An 18,018-nucleotide genomic window follows, 5' to 3' on the forward strand; every position below is an offset into this window, starting at 1 on the left:
GCACCCATGTCCGCCATCGATCTGCAACATGCCACTCCCACCACGCGCCAGGTCGTGGTCGAGACGCTGCGCGAGGAAGTCGACGTCTGGCTGTTCGTCGGCAAGACCCTGCTCGCGTTTTTCCTCACCGGGTGGCTGGCCATGCGGCTGGCCCTGCCGGCGCCGTCCACGGCGATGCTGACGACCATCATCGTCGCCAACCGACAGTCCGGCATGGTGCTGGCCAAGAGTTTCTACCGTGCGATCGGCACGCTGACCGGCGCCGCGGCGGCCATCGTCATCGTGGCCGCCTTTCCGCAGACGCGCGACCTGTTCCTGCTGTCGCTGTCGGTGTGGATCGGCGTGTGTGCCGGTGGCGCCACGCTGTATCGCAACTTCAAGTCGTATGCCTTCGTGCTGGCGGGTTACACGGCGGCCATCGTCGCCATTCCCGTGATCGACAATCCGCCCGGCGTCTTCGATTCGTCGTGGGCGCGTATCAGTGAAGTCCTGCTCGGCCTCATGGTCAGCGGCGTGGTCAATGATGTGGTGTTCCCCAGCCGCATGCGCGACGTCTTGCGGCGCGCGGCGCGCGAGCAGTTCGCGCACTTCGTTGGCTTCGTGCGCGACAGCACGGCCGGAGCGATCGCCCGCGACACCATGGAGAACGCCCACCTGCGCTTCGTACGCGCGGCGGTCACGCTGGAAGACCTGCGCAGCTCGGTGATTTTCGAAGACGCCGAAGCCCGCGCGCGCAGCAGCCACCTGCGCCTGTTCAACCAGCGTTTCATGGCAGCGTCTACCAGCTTCCAGTCGCTGCACCACCTGATCAACCGGCTGAAGCGGGCGCGCCGCGACGCGACCGCACAGGCGTTGATGCGCCTGTACGCGCCGATCGGCGACGCTCTCGACGCACCCATCGAGGCCGGCGCCGCCGCGCGCGTGCTGTTGCCGCGCCTGGTGGCGGCGCGCGACACGATGCGGACGAACACCCCGGCACAACGCGCTGCGCTGGCCGATCCGCAGGACATTCGCGATTTCGACACCGGCGCGTCGCTGCTGGCCCGTTTCGTCGACGAGCTTTACGACTATGTCGATACGGCCGCCTCGTTGCAGACGCCACGGGTGAGCACCGGCGCTGCGGAGCGCGTGCGCTTCGACCGCGGCAACGACTTCCTCGGCGCCGGCCTGGCCACGTTCCGCACAACGCTCACCATGCTGGTGCTGGGGGCGTTCTGGGTGGCCAGCGCCTGGCCGCTCGGCTCCAGTGCGATGTTGCTGGCCACGGTGTTCGCTGGCCTGTTCGCCACCACGCCCAACCCGACGCGGGTGACCTGGCAGGTCATGCTCGGCTACCTCTCGGGCATGGTGGTGGGCTTCATCTGCGAGTTCTTCGTCCTTACGCGTCTGGACGGCTACGGCCTGCTCGTGGTCGGCGTGGCGCCTTTCCTGGCCGTCGGCCTGGTGCTGATGATGACCCCACGCTTCGCATCCTATGGCCTGGGCTGGGCCATGGGCTTTGCCTACATCCTCACGCTGAAGAACATGCAGGTGTACGACCCGGCGCATTTCATCAACGACGCCATCGCGCAGATCGTCGGGCTGGGCGCCGCGGCGGTGTCGTTCGTGGTGATTCCCCCTGCGATCGGCAGCGCCTGGCTGCGGCGGCGCCAGCTGGCACGCCTGCGCGGGCAGGTCGCGCTCGCCGCGGAGGCGCCGTTGCCCGGCCTTCGCCACCGGTTCGAAAGCGTCAACCACGACCTGGTCAGCCAGGTGGTTGCCCAGACGGAGCCCGGCAGTGCCGACTCGCGCACGCTGATCGCGTGGGCCCTGGCGGTGCATGAGACGGGGCGGGCGTTGATCGAACTGCGTCATGACATCGCGCGTCGGGATATCCCGACGGCTCTTCATCCGTACCTGCAGGACACGCTGCGCACCCTGGCCCGTTTCTACGAGAAACCCGACGCGGACGGCTATCTGCTGGCGCGGGACGCGGTCGCCACGGCCATTGCCGGTGTCGGTGAGTACGAGGGCACGCAGCACCTGCTGGCCCATCTGCACCTGGTGCGCATGGCGCTGCTGGACGGGGAATCCGTCCTCGCCGCCTACATGCCCGATATGCCGCTCAGCAAGGAGATCGCCCATGCCTCGTGAAATCGCCCTCGGTGATGCACTCGTGCCGGGACTGCTCATCCTCTTCGTCGTCGCGCTGCTGGTGCTCTGGCTTTTCGACAGTATCGCCGGCCGGTTCGGACTGTACCGCCTGGTCTGGCACCCGCCGTTGTTCCGGCTCGCCGTATTCGTCTGTGTCTTCGGCGCCTTTGCGCTGCTCCTGCTCTGAGTGAAGCCCCTATGAAACTCGCCACCGTCATCCGTTTTGCCGTGACCGCCGTCGTCGTCCTTGTCGCCGCCGTGATCGGGCACGCCCTGTGGAAGCACTACATGTATTCGCCGTGGACGCGCGACGGCCGCGTGCGCGCGGAGATCGTGCGCATCGCGCCCGACGTGGCCGGGCTGGTCACCGACGTGAAGGTCATCGACAACCAGACGGTGAAGAAGGGAGACCTGCTGTTCGTCGTCGACAAGGCGCGTTACGCGAACGCGGTGGCACAGGCCGAAGCCAACCTCAACGCCGCCGAGGCCGCGGCACGCGCCGCGGGCGCCAGCATCAACGCGGCCCAGGCCGGTGCGTTGCAGAGCCGCTCCAACTTCGAGATGTACGCCGCCCAGTCCGAACGCCGGCAGAAGCTGATCAACAACGTGATCTCGGCGGAAGACAAGGCCAACGCGGTGGCCGCCGCCAACGCGGCAAGAGCGGGGTGGCAGCAGGCCCAGGCGAGCACGAAGCAGGCCAGCGCCTCGCAGCAGCAGGCCCTGGCGGCCGTGGCCCAGGCCCAGGTGGAGCTGGCCTCCGCGCAGCTCAACCTCGATCGCACGGAAGTGCGTGCCCCGGTGGATGGCTATGTCACCAACCTGGACATACGCGTCGGCGACTACGCCAGCGCCGGCAGCGCACGCCTCGCCCTGATCGACAGCCACTCGTACTGGATCTACGGCTACTTCGAAGAGACCAAGCTGCCCGGCCTGCGTGTGGGCGATCCGGTCGATATCCGCCTGATGAGCGGTGGCGTGCGGCTGAAAGGCTCGGTGGAGAGCATCGCCCGCGGCATCACCGATGCCGATAACCCGACCGGCAGCGACCTGCTGGCCGACGTGAACCCGACCTTCAACTGGGTGCGGCTCGCCCAGCGCGTGCCGGTACGTATCCGGATCGATGCGGCGCACCTTCCGTCCGGCGTGGTGCTGGCGGCGGGCATGACCGCGACCCTGGTGGTGCACCCCTCGTCTCCCGAGGCGGTGGCGGCGCGTTGATTCAGCTGCGCCGGGGCCGCGCCGGCAGCACCTCGGCGCACGGGCTCAGGCGTCAGGCGGTGCCAGGCGATCCAGCCGCAGCTGCAGCCATTTATCGACGTCGGGCCACTCGGTGGCGAGGATGCTGTAGCAGACGGTGTCGCGCAGCGAGCCGTCCGGGCGGCGCTTGTGGGCGCGCAGAACGCCCTCGCGCTTCGCGCCCAGTTTTTCGATGGCCCGCTGCGAATCCTGGTTGTAGGCGTCGGTGTGGAACTCGACGGCCACCGCATCCAGGCCCAGGAAGGCATGGGACAGCAGCAGGTGCTTGCAGGCGGTGTTGACGTGGCTGCGCTGCCAGCGCCGCGCGTACCACGTGTAGCCGATGGCCATGCGCCGCGGATCGTCGACGATGTCGTAGTAGCGGGTGGTACCCACGATGTCGCCGGAGGCGTTCTCGCGCACCACCCAGGGCAGCATGTGGCCTTCGTCCTGCTTGCGCAGGGCCGAGGCAATGTACGCCTCCATGCGGCCCGGCGCCGGCACCGAAGTGAACCACAGGTTCCAGAGGTCGCCATCGGCCGCGGCACGCTCCAGCGGACCGGCATGCGCCGGTTGCAGCGGCTCAAGCGTCACGTGGCGGTTGGCCAGCCGGGTGGGCGTCAGCGCGACCATTCAGGCATCCAGATCGGGGATGAGCCGGCTTTGGATCCGGGAAATGGTGTCCTTCAGCAGCAACTTGCGCTTCTTCAGGCGGGTCAGCTGGAGCTCGTCGCGGCCGATGGCGGCGGCCAGGTGGTCGATGGCGGCGTCGAGGTCGCGGTGCTCGACCTTGAGTTCGGCGAGGCGTTGCTGGAGCTCGTGAGGATCCTGGACCTGCATGGCGTTGGGCCGGGCGAGGGGGGAAGTCCGATTGTAACCTCCGGCGAGGGCCCCCGCAGCGGCTACAATGGTCAGCCGACCCGTCCCGAACCGCCCAAACGCATGTCCGCCACGCCCGACGCCACCCGCAAGCAGAGTTACGAAGCCGGCAAACTGGCCAAACGCCTGCGTCGCCAGGTCGGCCAGGCCATCGCCGACTTCGGCATGGTCGAGGACGGCGACCGCATCATGGTCTGCCTTTCCGGCGGGAAGGATTCCTACACCCTGCTGGACATGCTGCTGTCACTGCAGGCCAAGGCGCCGGTGCGGTTCGACCTCATCGCGGTGAACCTGGACCAGAAACAGCCGGATTTCCCGGAGCACGTGCTGCCGGGTTATCTCACCGCGCTGGGCGTGCCGTTCCATGTCATCGAACAGGACACCTACAGTGTCGTGACGCGCGTCATCCCCACGGGCAAGACCATGTGCAGCCTGTGCTCGCGCATGCGCCGCGGGGCGCTCTACCAGTGGGCAGCGGCCAACGGCATCACGAAGATCGCATTGGGCCATCATCGCGACGACATCCTCGGCACCTTCTTCCTGAACATGTTCTACCAGGGCAGCCTGAAGGCCATGCCGCCCAAGCTGCTGTCCGACGACGGGCGCCACGTGGTCATCCGCCCGCTGGCCTACTGCAAGGAAGACGACATCGCGGCCTACGCGGAGACCCGCGCCTTCCCCATCATTCCCTGCAACCTGTGCGGCTCGCAGGAGAACCTGCAGCGCAAGGTGGTCAAGCGCATGCTCGCCGATTGGGAAAAATCCAACCCCGGCCGCAGCGAGACGATCTTCCGCGCCATGGGCAACATCGCGCCGTCGCAGCTGACGGATCGCCGCCTGTTCGACTTCGCGGCGCTCGGCGCACGCGAAGGCGCGGCGCGACCCGACGCCCATGCATGGCTCACCGGCGGCGACACCGTCGACGACAACGACTGATCCTTTCCTCTTCCCGCTTCGAGGCCTGCCGACCATGACCCTTTTCTCTTCCGTCGAACTCGCGCCGCGCGATCCGATCCTCGGCCTCAACGAAGCCTTCGGCGCCGATACCCGCACCGACAAGGTCAATCTCGGTGTCGGCGTCTATTACGACGCCAACGGTCACGTACCGCTGCTGCGCGCCGTGCGCGAGGCCGAGAAAGCCCGCCTGGAAGCCCAGCTTCCGCGTGGCTACCTGCCCATCGACGGTATCGCGCTTTACGACAGCGCGGTGCAGAAGCTGCTGTTCGGCGAGGCCTCGCCCCTGCTCGCCGAGCGCCGCGTGGTCACCGCGCAGGCCCTGGGCGGCACCGGCGCGCTGAAGGTCGGCGCCGATTTCCTCAAGCGCCTCGATCCGTCCGTGCCCGTGGCCATCAGCAATCCCAGCTGGGAAAATCACCGCGCCCTCTTCGAAGGTGCCGGGTTCGAGGTGGTGGACTACCCGTACTACGATGCCGCCACGCACGGCGTGGACGTGGATGCGATGCTCGCCGGCCTCGCATCGCTGCCGAAGGGCGCCATCGTGGTGCTGCATGCCTGCTGCCACAACCCGACCGGTGTGGACCTGACCGCCGCCGACTGGACACGCGTCATCGACACCGTGCAGGCGCAGGGCCTGGTGCCGTTCCTGGATATCGCCTACCAGGGCTTCGGCGACGGCATCGAGGCGGACGCCCTCGCGGTGCGCCTGTTCGCGGAGGCCGGTGTGGTGTTCTTCGTCGCCAGCTCGTTCTCGAAGTCGTTCTCGCTGTACGGTGAGCGCGTGGGCGCCCTGTCCATCGTCACCGGCTCGCACGATGAAGCGCTCCGCGTGCAGTCCCAGGTGAAGCGTGTCATCCGCACCAACTACTCCAATCCGCCGACCCACGGTGCCGCGGTGGTATCGGCCGTGCTCAACCACGACGCGCTGCGCGCGCAGTGGGAAGCCGAACTGGGCGAGATGCGCGAGCGCATCCGGACCATGCGTCGCGGCCTGGTGCAGCGCCTGGCCACGCACGGCGACTTCGGTTTCATCGAAGCCCAGCGCGGCATGTTTTCCTACTCCGGGCTTTCCTCGGCCCAGGTGGATCGGCTGCGCACCGAGTTCGGCATCTATGCTGTCGGTACGGGTCGCATCTGCGTGGCGGCGCTCAACGACAACAACCTGGACCGCGTCGCCGCGGCGATCGCCCAGGTCGTCTGACCCGCTCCGCCGCTCCTTTCGTCGGCGGGCGCATCGCGCCTGTCGCGGTCCCTCATTCGCAAGAGAATCGCCGATCCATGTTCTATCGCAATCTCACCCTGTTCCGTTTCTCCGCCTCCGTCGCCGCCGATCTCGAGCGCCTGGACGAGGCACTGCCCGAGCATCGCCTGCGTTCCGTGGGTCCCATGGAGTTGTCCACACGCGGCTTCATCTCGCCCCTGGGTCGCAGGGAAGAAGCCCTCACCCATTCGGTGGCGGCCAACACCATGGTCACCGTGGCCGGTGAGGACAAACTGCTGCCCACATCCGTGGTCAACGACGAGCTGGCCAACCGCGTGCAGAAGATCGCCGAGGAAGAAGGTCGCAAGGTCAGCGGCCGTGAGCGCAAGCGGATGAAGGACGATGTCATGAACGAGCTGCTGCCGCGGGCGTTCGTGCGCACGTCGCGCATGTCGGCCTTCGTGGACAAGAAGAACGGCTGGCTGATCATGGACACCTCCAGCCGCAAGTCCGCCGAGAACACCCTCAGCCAGATTCGCGAGGCCCTGGGCAGTTTTCCGGCCGTGCCGCTGGCACCGGAAGAATCGCCCCGCCTGCTCATGACGCATTGGGTGGCCACGGGGGAACTGCCGGCGGGCCTGGCCCTGGGCGACGAGTGCGAACTGCGCGATCCGGCCACGGCCTCCGGGGCGATCGCCCGCTGCCGTCGGCAGGATCTCGACACCGAGGAGATTCGCGAGCACCTGCGCACCGGCAAGCAGGTGTTCCAGCTGGGGCTGGTGTTCGACGACCGCATCTCGTTCGTGCTGGGCGAGGATCTCATCCTGCGCAAGATCAAGTTCACGGATGTGGTGCTCGACGAGCAGGCCGACAGTCCTGAATCCGCCGCGGCGGAAATGGACGCCAATTTCGCCCTGATGGCCGGGGAATATGCGAGGCTGCTCGCCAAGCTGGAAGAATGGTTCAAGTTGCCGCGCCCCGAGTGACCAGGGCGCCGCGTCGCAGGAATTGATATGGCTTGGTGGGATGTTGGTCGGGATCGGAAAGAGACTCGCGACATGGCATCGGAAGACAGCGACTGGCTGGAACTGTCCACGGCAACCGGCGGCACCATCCGGGTGCTCAAGGCGGCCCATCCGCGTGCCCGTCGCCTGCGCCTCACCGTCACTTCCCGGGGCGCGCGGCTCACCTATCCCCACGGCACCCATACGGCGCAGATGACGGCTTTCCTCCGTCATCACGCCGACTGGCTCGAGCAGAAGCTGGACGAGTTCCACCTCGACGCCACGCCGCTGCCCAGGCTCAAGGTGGGCGTGCCCACCACGTTTCCCTTCCGGGGCGAGGACATCGCGCTGGACTGGGCCGAGGGCCCCTATCCCCGCGTCGATCAGCACGCCGCCGGCATCACCCTGGTGATACCGGGCCCGCATGCGCGGGCGCTCCTCGTCGCGCGTGGCCTGCTGGCCACGCACTTCGAGGCGCAGATCCGGCGTGACGTCTCACGCTGGTTGCCGGCCTACATACCGATGATCAACGCGGCGCCCACGGCCCTGAAGATCCGCCCCCTTAAAAGCCTCTGGGGCAGCCTGGACACGCGGGACAGGATCAACCTCGACCTTGCCCTGGCGCTCGCGCCACCGGTGGCCTTGCGTTACGTGCTGGTCCACGAGTTGTGTCACCTGAAGGTCCGCAACCACTCGCCGCGCTTCTGGCACTGGGTCGAGAGCATCTTCCCGGACTGGAAGGAACAACGTCGCTGGCTTCGCGCCCACGGTAGCGGCCTGAAGATGCAGCTGGACCGGCTGGTGGCGGACGTCGCCGACTAATTCGTCGGCGCCGGCAAGGTGTCGATCAACTGGAACTGGTTCGGTTGCAGCATCACGGGGCGGCCCGGCGGCGTGCGTAGCACGTAGTGGTTGCCCTGCGCGCCCGAGCCGGCCAGCAGTTCGACGCCGCCTTTGCCTGGCCCTTGTCCCCTCACGATGTCCCGCACCCTAAGCTCCACGGCGAAGCCTTCCCCACGCCCCAGCCGGCGGATGCCGCTGCCGTCCACGATGGCATGGGTGGGCGCCTCCGGTGGTACCGAACTGAGCCGCACGCCGAATATGTCGCGCTCCTGCGCCTCGCTCCGCAGCGCCGCCCAGTCCATGCCCGGGTTCGATGCGCCGAAGAAGGCACTTTGCTCCAGGGGTTTTTCGTCGTAGAACCACAGGCGCTCCGGGAGATCCGCTTCGGCGACCCTGCGCAGGCGGCCGGGAAGGGAGGGGCCGATGTCGAACGACGAGCGGATGACCTGCTCGGCTCGGGCCATTGCGTCGTTGAACGTGCTTCGCTGTGCCTCGGTGACGATACGGCGGGTGGGCAGGCGGCGTAGCTCCCGGTACATCTGTTCGGCGACCAACTCACGCTCGATGGCATCGGGGAAGGACTGCTCGAGCTGGTTGAGGTATTCGCTGTAGAACGCGCCGGTGTCCACGCCGTCGGTAGCCGGGCGGCCAGCGGGCTGGCGGGCTGCCGTGCGGCGGTCGGACTGCCAGAGTTCGCCCTGTAGCCTTATCGGCGGCCCCATGGCCTCCGCATCCAGCGGGGGCGTGGAACCCAGGCGCACCGTGCGGCTGGGAGCATGGTAATTCGCTTCGTAGAGCTTGCCGCCGATGGCGACATACGACCTTCCGTCGATGCGATACATGCCGCGCAGATCGGGTTGCCCGGTGGGTGTGACACCTTCCGCCAGGTAACGTCGGTTGGCACCCGACGAGGGGCGCGCCATGGCGCGACTGACCAGCGCGCCGCCCATGGCGCGGAAGTGCACGGCGTAGGGCGCCGCGGACGCATGCAGCACGGAGTTGCCCAGGGAATACGCGGCCAGCGCCATGACATAGCCTTCGGTGGTGTCGACGAACCCGTCGCCGTAGGCGCCTTCGCGGATGGCGTCGTAGGCGCGCCATGCGGCCGGCGCCACGCGGAACGGTGCGGTGAGGGTCGCGATGGCCGTCTGCGCGGGAAGGGCATGGGCCGGATTGCGTCGCCACAGGTCGAGCAGGAATTCCCGGTTGGCGTCGCGCGTGCTGCGTGTCAGTGCGCGCACGTTACGCAGCGCGTGGTCGAACGCGGTGTCGTAGAGCGCGTCGAACGGATCGCCGGCGATGGCCTTGACGCCCGGCGAGACCGGGGACTGCCCACCATCCTTGGACGTATCGCCGTTGAACACCCAGCGAAGGCTGCGGTTGGCATTGAGCCTGAGGCCGTCCCCCTTCTGCAGCGTATCGGCGGATTCGACGGGTAGCCGGTCCAGGAAGTAATCGCGGAACGCCGCATCGCGAAAGAACAGCCGTTCGGCCTCCGTGCGATCGTGGAACTGCCGGAATGCGACACCATCGGGCGCGTCGGGCGTGTAGTAGACCAGCGTGGATTCGCCAGCCGATGCGACAGCGCCGGCACCGCGCGTCATGTCGATCTCGAGCACGTCCCGTAACGGCACATCGTCATGGGTTACCTGGTGCACCCCGGCCGCATCGGGTTGGCCTTGCGCGATCGCATCGAGCAAGGCATCGATTCGCTGTCGCGCCGATGCCGTGAGTCCGAGGTGGCTGGCGCCGGCGTGCTCTCCCCGCCGATACGCGATCTGGGCGTCGATGGCATCGTGGCGCATCCTGGCGGCGCGTATGTCGTGAAAGGCACGACGCCGCAAGGCGGCATCGGGGCCGTCACGCAGGTCCGTGGTGAGCCTGGCCTGGTAGCTGGAGTGGATGTCGAGCCGGTTGACGATCGCACGGATGTAGGGATCGGTGAGCGTTGCGATCGGTTTGCCGTCCCGGCCGTGTGCGCTGAAACGGTCCGCGCCCAGCGACGGGACGTTGCTGTAGGCGGCTTCGATAAGCGAGGCATGCAGGGGTTCCGGTCCGCTGAACAGCGCTGTGAGCGAGGAGAACCGCGCGGAGGGGTCCAGTGAGCGGTCCAGTGTCAGGGTGATGTCATGCGGATCGTCGGGGATGCCCAGCGCGCGTAGTACCCGCCCGAATTGGTCGACGGTGTAGTCGCCCAACTCCGGCGGCGGGCCGACACCCGCGATGGCCTGACGATCGGTGACGAATCGCAGGGTGTCCACGTACTCCGCGCGCGACCGGCGCCAGTCCGCGGCCAGCGTGGCGGGCACGTCGCCCAGGCGTTCGTTCTCGACGGCGGTGCGCAACCGCGCCTCGCGCACGCCGAGGATGGCTTCGATGTCGAAAAGATCCGTGAGGCTCAGCGCCTCGCGGAGACGATCGGCGAACCGTTGCGCCCGTCCGGGCAGCGAACGCTCGAGCTCGAACTCGATCCACGCCTGCTCGATCCTGTCGCGCTGGGCGGCGATGAAGCGATCGACCAGGAGCACGGGTGCGGGCTCGGTCGTTGCGCGTGAATCGACGAAGGGATCCAGCGTTGGGGACAACTTGCCACGGGCGATGCCGGGGATATCGGCCCGCCATGCGAGGGTCCGTCGTACATGCGTCTCGATGGCGGCGTGCGCATGATCCAGGTCGGGATAGCGGTCCCATCCGCGCGCGGCGGTGAACGCGATGACCGGGCCGGCATGGCGCGTATCCGTCACCAGCATCGTGCCCGCGTAAGGCGTATCGGCGAAGGTGACTTCACGCCGTTCGATATCGGCCACCGCCGCCACGCCGCCAGGGCGGATGAAGGCAGCGACGAGGTGGCGGGTGTCGTCGTCGAGCGTGCCGTCGAGACCGCGAAGCGTAGCCAGATCGGACAGCGCATCGGCCAGTTTTGCCGCCAGTGCGGCTCGCCGCGGAAGCACGTGCGCGCCCTCCGCGGCGGTGGATTCGCCGGCCCAGAATCCATCGAGTTGATCGAGGAACGCCGTGACCGTGCCTTGATCGAGCGTATCGGGAACCGCCGGCATGGCGTCCTGTTGCGCGATCAGCCAGCGCTCCGTATCGATGAGCCGCTGTACCGTGTCGATGGCGTCCTGGTGTGTTGCGCGCACCACGGCGGGAGGTGCGTTCGGGGGTATCGCATCCATGCTGAAACCTGACGGGGAGGGTGCCGCAGGTTACGGAATGGGCTTCCTGTTCGTCTGTCAGTGCGCCAGCGCGAAGCCCGTAAGGATCCGCGCCGTCTCGTCAGGCTTCTCCAGCATGGGCATGTGGTTGCACCCGTTCATGACGGTGGCGCCGATGGATGGCGAGTTTTTCAGGCCGGCGCGAAGGGTATCCAGCGCGGACACGTCGATGATCTTGTCCTCGCGGCACCAGACGCCGAGTACCGGCATGGGCAGGCCGCCGATGACCGGGTCCAGGGCATATGCCTGCGCCGGCTCACGCAACTGGTTGAAGGTGCGTTCGATGAAGGTACGATCCTTCTCGTTGCGCGCCAGCAGCGCATCCTCGACACGGCCGGGAATGTGCGGCGGGGTGAGGAAGATCCGTGCAAGCAGTGCTTCGAGGTCGGCGCGATCGTGGAAGACGAACGGGTTCTTCCCGGCCTTGACGTCGCGGACGAAGTCGTTGTCCTTGAAGGTGAGGCCGAGCGAACTCATCAGGACGAGGCTGGCCACCTGGTCGGGGTGCTCGCTGGCGTACACGCCGGCGATCGCGCCCCCCATCGACTGCCCGACCAGCAGGAAGTGCTTGAGTCCCGTGGCGGTGGCGAACGCCTGCAGGCGTGCCGCCTGCGCCGGGATACCGTAGTCGCCACCCTCATTGCGCGAGGATTCGCCCCAGCCGGGAAGGTCGGGCGCCACCACGTGGAAGTGGTCGGTCAGGCCCTTGGCCATCTCCAGCCATGTTTCCTTGTTGGCGGCAAAGCCGTGCAGAAGGACGATGGTGGGACCGGTACCGCCCTCGTAGTACGACCAGGTCGTATCGCCCGCGACCACCTGTTTCTTTTCCATGTGCGCGGACATCGCCAGGCGTGCCGCATCGGCCTTGAGCAGCAGCGAGGGTGCGAACAGGTAAACACCGCCGGCACCGATGCCCAGCACCAGCGCCACGACGACGAGGAACTTGAGCCGGCGGATCAGCAGGCGTTGCCAGAGCGGCCGGCTGGGCGACGAAGCGGGAACGGTGGACTTGGCCATGGGATCGGAAGCCTGAACGAAGGACGCCCCGCAAGATGCGGGGCGTCGTGGCGGTATGCAAGCCCCGTGAGCGGGCTTACTTCTTCGACGTACCGGCGAGGATACGTTCCACCGCCTGTTGCGTCATCGGATGGTAGCCACCCTTCGCCTTGGCGTAGGTGGCCTTGGCATAGGCCAGGCCTTCCGGGGTGCGGGCAAAGGCGCGGTAGACCGGCGTGGTCAGGTAGAGCCGGCCGATACGGGTCATGTGCTCCGCCGCGGCGGGCCAGACGGCCTTGTCGCCGGCGGCAATGGCGTGCGCATACCAGCGCATGCCGATCTCGGCGTTCGGCGTACCGGTAAGGTGCCAGGCCGCATCCAGCGCCTTCATCGTCGCCAGCGGCGGCACGTCGGGCAGGCGGTCGAGGAAGTACATCCATTCCTGGGTGTTCCATCCCTTCGCATCCAGCTTGTCGGCGGCCAGCGTACCGGCGAGGAACGCCGTGCGCTGCGCATCGATGCCGTCGAAGCGTGGCGACGTGGGCAGCGGCGCGTCTTTCGGGATGCCCGGCTGCCAGATCCACGCGCGCGCCTCGGCGTCGCTCATCTTGCCGGGATATTTATCCAGCAGGTTGGCCTTGAGGTAGGCGAACATCGTGTCCGTGTCGATGCTCTGGAAGGCGAAGTGGGCGAAATAGCCCTTCAGATAGGCATCGAACGTGTCGCGACCGAAACGCTGCTCCAGGGTGCGCAGGAACCACGAGCCCTTGTCGTAGGCAACCGAGGACAGCGAGTCGTCGGCACCGACGCCACGCGCATCCGGGGTGAGCTTCTGCGAGTTGGCCGGCATCTCGCCGATCGTCTTCTGCAGTTCGCGCGCGGACAGCAGCGCTTCCTCGTCCGCCAGCGTCTTGCCGTAGACGGCTTCGGTAATCCGGCCCTGGACGTAGGTGGTGAATCCCTCGTTGAGCCAGATGTCGCGCCAGGCGGCGCTGGTTACGAGGTTGCCCGACCACGAGTGCGCCAGCTCGTGCGAGACCAGCGAGACCAGGCTCTTGTCGCCGACCAGTACCGTCGGCGTGGCGAAGGTCATGTTCGGGTTTTCCATGCCGCCGAACGGGAACGACGGAGGCAGCACCAGGATGTCGTAACGGCCCCAGGCATAGGGGCCGTAGAGTTTCTCGGTGGTGGCGATCAGCTTCTCGGTATCCTCGAACTCGTGCGCGGCCTTGCCGACCACGCTGGGCTCGGCATAGACGGCGCTGCGCGGGCCGGTTTCCTTCACCGCCAGGTCGCCGGCCGCGATGGCCAGCAGGTACGACGGAATGGGATGCGACTGGTCGAAGGTGAAATCGCCATTCAGCGGGTGCTTCGCGTCGTTGATCGCGCTCATCACCACGCGCACGTCCTTCGGTGCGCTGACGTGCGCGTCGTAGGTGAAGCGAATGGCCGGCGAATCCTGCAGCGGAACCCACGAACGCGCGTGGATCGATTCCGACTGCGAGAACATGAAGGGCTGTTTCTTGTCGGCCGTCTGCGCCGGGGTGAGCCATTGCAGGCCCGAGGCCTCGGGCGACGTGGTGTAGACGATGCGTACGCTCGCCGGATGCGCCGGTGCCTGGATCGTCAGTTTCGAGCCGAGTTCCTTATCCCGTGGTGCGAGCGCGAAGGTCAGTGCCGCACGTTTACCGGCGGCATCCACGGCGTCCACGCTGACGATCTTCAGGTCGCGCGTATCCAGCACCAGATCCTTCGCGCCGGGGCTTTTCCAGTCCAGCGCCAGCGTGGCCTCACCGGCCAGTTCGCGCTTGCCGAAGTCCAGCTTCAGGTCGAGATCGAGGTGGGTGACGCGAACGGCATCGGGCTGGGCGTAGGAATGCGGGTCGGTGGCGAACGCGACGCCGGGCAGGGCGAGCACGAGGAAGAAGGCGGATGAAAGGCGCATGGAGGCTTCCGTTGGCGGCAAGCCTCCAGTATGCCATCCGGCGCCGGGAGCCTCCCGGCGCCGGATGTCGTCAGGGGGAGGTCGTCGGCAGCGGCGACCACGTGCCCAGTTCGTATTCACCCGAAGCCAGCCATACATCGCGCACGGCGTAGGGATCGGCTGCGGTGGGACGGGGGTTGATGATGACGCCGCTGTTGCCCGGTGCGCCCGTCGTGGACACGCGGAACAGGGGCAGTCCGTCGACACCCGCCCGGGCGCGCACCGCGCCCAGGTCGATCCGTACCCAGCCGCCCGCGAAGGAACCGAGCGTCGCCGTCGGGCCGCCCAGATGTGCGGGCACGCCGGGAACCGCCGTCAGCAGGGTGCCCGGTGGCAGGGTCAGGCCGGCCACTCCGGCCACGCGGCCTTGTGCGAGCACACCCTGGGAGAGCCGGATATCCACCGCGCCGGTGCGCGCCGCGACCTCGCCCGGGGTCAGGTAGACCCACGCGGCATCTGGCCAAGAGGCTGGGGGTAGCTCCACCAGCAGTTGCTGGCCCGAGGCCGTGGCGGCGAGACCTTCCGGCTGCCGCATGGCGACCATTCCCCCGGAAAGGGCCGGACGGTTCGTCACGGCGGTGGTGACGCGTGGCGTGGCGGGACGGGGCGGCGTGGCGAAGGGCTGTACCCGACCGACCGTGGCCGCCGGGCCACGCGGCAGCGCCAGGGCATGCTGAAGGGCCCGATGGAAATAACCCTGCTGTGCGAGGTTGAGTCCCGCGCCGCGCAGGGCGCTGTCCGCTCGCCGCATGCTGCCGTAGATGGTCACCGCCTGGTTGCGGTTGCCGGCCAGGCGATGCAATTCGTCCAGCAGGGCACGCCGTTGTGTGGGGCTGAGCGCAGCGACGTGTGGGTCGGCGCGTTCTTTCGGAAAGCGCCCGATCAGCTTGCGCAAGCGATCTTCGCCACCGCCACGCAGGCCGATCCGGCGAGCGTGCTGCCATGTGCCCGCCGCACTGCGCTCGATCGCCGGGCCCGTGTAGTTTGCGTCGAGCGCGCCGCTGCGGGTGAGCCGCCACGTGCCATGGCCGGCATCGAAGCGCACGCCGTAGAGCCTGCCGTGCTGGCTGATGTAGCGCCCGGTGCCGATGCGCAGGACACCGTCGCTCACCGCATCGGCGTGCACGGCGTCGACACCGTGGGCGATGAACCGCGATTCGAAGAAGCTGTCCGGTGGCAGAACCCGCTGGCGGCTGGGCGCGACGGTAGCCGAACGGCTGCCGCCACGCACCAGCATGCCCGGCAGCCGTATGCCGCGAAGCGGTCGCACGCCGATCACGTTGAGCGACGAATGGTAGGCCTCGACGAAATCGAGAAACGCCTGGGGATGATCGCCTGCCCTCAGATTGTCTTCCATGCGCCACAACGACGGCATGACCTGGGTGGCCTGGCGCAGCGACTGTGCCAGCAGGTCGGCGGCAAGTCCGTGCGCGGGGCTGCTCGTAGCGGTAACGGAAGCGAGCGCATCGGCCGTCGCCGTCCAGTCGGCGGTTTCCGTAGAACGGGCAAGCGTGGCGACATGGTTTTTCATCAGCGCCACCGATGCATCGTACTGGGCGTCGATCAGGTCACCCTCGACGATGCGGGTTTCCAGGTTTTCTTCCATCCGGGTGTAGTGCCCCGCGTTGTCCTGGGCGAAGACCCAGCGATTGCGCTGCGCGGCGTCGGATACCTTGAACCGGCGGGTGCCGTTGGCAGCGGTCTCCGCGAACGCGGTGGGCAGGCGGTCGAGCAGCCAACCCTCGTAGGCCGGATCGAGGAAGAAGTGTCGCGCGGCATCCTCGCGGCTGTAGAACTCGCGAAAAGCGACACCGTCCGGGGCGTCGGGTGTGTAATAGACGACGCGGGAGGTATCGCTTTGCGCCCGCGTACCCACCTCGAAGACGTCGGTCAACGGCACGCCGCGATACATGACCTGACGCGCCACGATGGTATGGCCGTCCACCGTGGCGCGGGATGCCGCATCCGGCGCATCGATCACCGCTTTCGCCCAGCGGTATCCCACGTCGCGATCGCCATGGGCGAAGGCGCGTGGCACATCCTGCCGGTAATAGGACAGCCGGCTTTCTTCCAGTTCGAAACGCATGCGGGACTGGTGCAGTTTCCGTGCGATCGACCGTGATGTCCGCGCCTCGGCGGAACCGAGCAGGCGCTCGTCCAGGTAAGCCGCATACCGGGTGCCCACGTCCGCCTCGCGGACGATGTCCGCGATCGCCTGCGATCCCAGTGGTGCGGACAGCGCCGAGCCATCCATGCGCTCCGCGGACAGTGCGGCGGTGGAGAATCGGCCGATGTTTTGATAAGCCAGCTCGACCAGGCTGGCACGCCGGGAGGATGGTGTGCGGAATACTTGCGAGACCAACGCCGGCAGGTCGGTGGCGCGCGGGGTGACGTGAACGGCGATATCGCCGGGCGCGTCGGTGATGCCGTGCGCGGACAGTCGCTGCCGCAGTACGTCGTGCGCGAAGTCGTGCAATGATCGTATGTCGACGAGCCCCGCCGCCGAGCGCTGCTGGCTCGCTTGGGCGAGTGCATCCATGTAGGCGCGACGGGCCTGCTTGCTGGCGGCGCGCACCTCGGCGGGCAACCCGGCCAGGCGCGCCTGCTCGACGGCCTCGCCCAGACGGATATCACGACGCGACAGCATCGCGTGCACGTCGAGGTGGTCGTTGAGGTCGAGTGCTTCGTGCACGCGATCGTAAAGGGCATCGGTCGGGAGCAGGCCGGCGGCGAAGTCGTCCCAGGCCCCGGCGACCCGTTGCTCCTGCACATGGGCGATGCGCGCGACCAGCACGGCAAAGGCATCGGGCCCCAGGTCGCGCGACGAAACGAAGCGGGCATCCAGCTGCGGTTCGATGTCCGCCGGAACGATGCCGGGCAGCTCGTCGGCCGTGACGAGTGCTTCGCGGATGTGCGTTTCGGCCGCCTCATGGAGGGTATCGAGTCCCGGGTACGTCTGCCAGCCCGCCTCCGGGGTGAAAAGCAGGGCCAGATCGTCCACGTCGTGCTTTTGCAGGACCAGTGCCCCCGCATAGGGCGTGTCGCCGATCATCAGCTCGCTGGCGACCAGGTCGGGCGGTACGCCGTCGCGCGAGCGTGCGAGCGAGGCCACCCAGGCCACCGCGCGTTCGTCCAGGGTGCCATCCAGGCCGAGCAGCGTGGCATCGTCGCGCATGGCGGACGCCAGCTTTGCGGCCAGGGCGGTGGCGCGCGTCACGGGGGGTGCTCCCGGCGCAAGGGCGACGGGAGCGCGCCAGTAATCGGTGAGGCTATCGAGGTAGCCGGCCTTGCCTTCCGCGGACGGTTGCGCGGGCCATGCGGGCAGCGCGTCGCGTTGTTCGACCAGCCAGCGCTGCACGTCGGCAAGACGCCCGACCGTGTCGATCGCCGGTTGGTGTTCGCTGTTCGTTATCGCAGGCGGCGCCTGCGGGGGTGTCGTATCCATGTCGCGTCCTTTGCGTGGTGGAAAAACCACGCAAAGCCTAGATCGCGACACACGAGGCGTCTGTCCGCGCAACACGACTACATGACAGGGCTTGCCAGGGAAACGCTGTGGGGAAGGCCCTCAGC

At 67.6% G+C, this 18,018-nt stretch carries 13 protein-coding genes; 7 read left to right on the plus strand and 6 right to left on the minus strand.

Annotation, left to right across the window (positions count from 1 at the left end; all coding sequences use genetic code 11):
• Positions 1-6: 6 nt before the first annotated feature.
• Genes AB8808_RS01405 through AB8808_RS01415 form a run of 3 tightly spaced genes read left to right on the plus strand, consistent with a single transcriptional unit; the run spans position 7 to position 3,351 of the window.
• Entirely contained in the window at positions 7-2,133 is a 2,127-nt protein-coding gene (locus AB8808_RS01405) for an FUSC family protein (protein ID WP_369926104.1), read from the plus strand.
• Positions 2,123-2,320, plus strand: a complete 198-nt coding sequence (locus tag AB8808_RS01410; RefSeq protein WP_369926106.1) for a DUF1656 domain-containing protein — start codon at positions 2,123-2,125, stop codon at positions 2,318-2,320. Before AB8808_RS01405 ends, AB8808_RS01410 begins: the two co-directional genes overlap by 11 nt.
• An 11-nt stretch (positions 2,321-2,331) precedes the next feature.
• Positions 2,332-3,351: an HlyD family secretion protein gene (locus AB8808_RS01415; RefSeq protein ID WP_369926108.1), complete on the plus strand. Its 1,020-nt coding sequence runs from the start codon at positions 2,332-2,334 to the stop codon at positions 3,349-3,351.
• Between the two features lie 45 nt (positions 3,352-3,396).
• On the opposite strand, the gene AB8808_RS01420 is transcribed toward AB8808_RS01415, so the two are convergent.
• Positions 3,397-4,002 carry a GNAT family N-acetyltransferase gene (locus AB8808_RS01420; protein WP_369926110.1) on the minus strand — a complete coding sequence of 202 codons (606 nt, stop codon included), beginning with the start codon at positions 4,000-4,002 and terminating at the stop codon, positions 3,397-3,399.
• Entirely contained in the window at positions 4,003-4,209 is a 207-nt protein-coding gene (locus AB8808_RS01425) for a YdcH family protein (protein WP_036138267.1), read from the minus strand.
• 102 nt (positions 4,210-4,311) lie between these two features.
• Between AB8808_RS01425 and ttcA the strand changes: the two genes are divergently transcribed.
• The 4 genes from ttcA (at position 4,312) to AB8808_RS01445 (ending at position 8,232) form a co-directional block, all read left to right on the plus strand.
• On the plus strand, positions 4,312-5,184 hold the full coding sequence (gene ttcA, locus AB8808_RS01430) for a tRNA 2-thiocytidine(32) synthetase TtcA (RefSeq protein ID WP_369926112.1): 873 nt from the start codon (positions 4,312-4,314) through the stop codon (positions 5,182-5,184).
• Between the two features lie 34 nt (positions 5,185-5,218).
• Positions 5,219-6,406 (plus strand): amino acid aminotransferase, encoded by a 1,188-nt coding sequence (locus tag AB8808_RS01435; protein WP_369926114.1) that lies wholly within the window; start codon positions 5,219-5,221, stop codon positions 6,404-6,406.
• A 77-nt stretch (positions 6,407-6,483) separates the two neighbouring features.
• Positions 6,484-7,392, plus strand: a complete 909-nt coding sequence (locus AB8808_RS01440; RefSeq protein WP_369926116.1) for a recombination-associated protein RdgC — start codon at positions 6,484-6,486, stop codon at positions 7,390-7,392.
• A 72-nt stretch (positions 7,393-7,464) separates the two neighbouring features.
• On the plus strand, positions 7,465-8,232 hold the full coding sequence (locus AB8808_RS01445) for a M48 family metallopeptidase (RefSeq protein WP_369926118.1): 768 nt from the start codon (positions 7,465-7,467) through the stop codon (positions 8,230-8,232).
• Here AB8808_RS01445 and AB8808_RS01450 read toward each other — a convergent pair.
• The 4 genes from AB8808_RS01450 to AB8808_RS01465 form a co-directional block, all read right to left on the minus strand.
• Positions 8,229-11,429, minus strand: coding sequence for a hypothetical protein (locus tag AB8808_RS01450; RefSeq protein ID WP_369926120.1), 3,201 nt, complete (start codon positions 11,427-11,429; stop codon positions 8,229-8,231). The genes AB8808_RS01445 and AB8808_RS01450 overlap by 4 nt on opposite strands.
• A 57-nt stretch (positions 11,430-11,486) precedes the next feature.
• Positions 11,487-12,485, minus strand: a complete 999-nt coding sequence (locus tag AB8808_RS01455) for an alpha/beta fold hydrolase (RefSeq protein ID WP_369926122.1) — start codon at positions 12,483-12,485, stop codon at positions 11,487-11,489.
• Positions 12,486-12,561: 76 nt separating this feature from the next.
• Positions 12,562-14,409, minus strand: a complete 1,848-nt coding sequence (locus AB8808_RS01460) for a M1 family metallopeptidase (protein WP_369926125.1) — start codon at positions 14,407-14,409, stop codon at positions 12,562-12,564.
• Positions 14,410-14,479: 70 nt separating this feature from the next.
• Positions 14,480-17,893, minus strand: coding sequence for a dermonecrotic toxin domain-containing protein (locus tag AB8808_RS01465; protein ID WP_369926127.1), 3,414 nt, complete (start codon positions 17,891-17,893; stop codon positions 14,480-14,482).
• Positions 17,894-18,018: the final 125 nt, after the last annotated feature.

The organism is Xanthomonas sp. NCPPB 2632, assembly GCF_041228075.2.
Lineage (GTDB): Bacteria > Pseudomonadota > Gammaproteobacteria > Xanthomonadales > Rhodanobacteraceae > Luteibacter.

What these genes read in the sequence shown, in the direction of transcription:
- AB8808_RS01405 (WP_369926104.1), top strand. Translation starts at nt 7, where the DNA reads ATGTCCGCCATCGATCTGCAACATGCCACTCCCACCACGCGCCAGGTC.
- AB8808_RS01410 (WP_369926106.1), top strand. Translation starts at nt 2,123, where the DNA reads ATGCCTCGTGAAATCGCCCTCGGTGATGCACTCGTGCCGGGACTGCTC.
- AB8808_RS01415 (WP_369926108.1), top strand. Translation starts at nt 2,332, where the DNA reads ATGAAACTCGCCACCGTCATCCGTTTTGCCGTGACCGCCGTCGTCGTC.
- AB8808_RS01420 (WP_369926110.1), bottom strand. Translation starts at nt 4,002, where the DNA reads ATGGTCGCGCTGACGCCCACCCGGCTGGCCAACCGCCACGTGACGCTT.
- AB8808_RS01425 (WP_036138267.1), bottom strand. Translation starts at nt 4,209, where the DNA reads ATGCAGGTCCAGGATCCTCACGAGCTCCAGCAACGCCTCGCCGAACTC.
- ttcA (WP_369926112.1), top strand. Translation starts at nt 4,312, where the DNA reads ATGTCCGCCACGCCCGACGCCACCCGCAAGCAGAGTTACGAAGCCGGC.
- AB8808_RS01435 (WP_369926114.1), top strand. Translation starts at nt 5,219, where the DNA reads ATGACCCTTTTCTCTTCCGTCGAACTCGCGCCGCGCGATCCGATCCTC.
- AB8808_RS01440 (WP_369926116.1), top strand. Translation starts at nt 6,484, where the DNA reads ATGTTCTATCGCAATCTCACCCTGTTCCGTTTCTCCGCCTCCGTCGCC.
- AB8808_RS01445 (WP_369926118.1), top strand. Translation starts at nt 7,465, where the DNA reads ATGGCATCGGAAGACAGCGACTGGCTGGAACTGTCCACGGCAACCGGC.
- AB8808_RS01450 (WP_369926120.1), bottom strand. Translation starts at nt 11,429, where the DNA reads ATGGATGCGATACCCCCGAACGCACCTCCCGCCGTGGTGCGCGCAACA.
- AB8808_RS01455 (WP_369926122.1), bottom strand. Translation starts at nt 12,485, where the DNA reads ATGGCCAAGTCCACCGTTCCCGCTTCGTCGCCCAGCCGGCCGCTCTGG.
- AB8808_RS01460 (WP_369926125.1), bottom strand. Translation starts at nt 14,409, where the DNA reads ATGCGCCTTTCATCCGCCTTCTTCCTCGTGCTCGCCCTGCCCGGCGTC.
- AB8808_RS01465 (WP_369926127.1), bottom strand. Translation starts at nt 17,893, where the DNA reads ATGGATACGACACCCCCGCAGGCGCCGCCTGCGATAACGAACAGCGAA.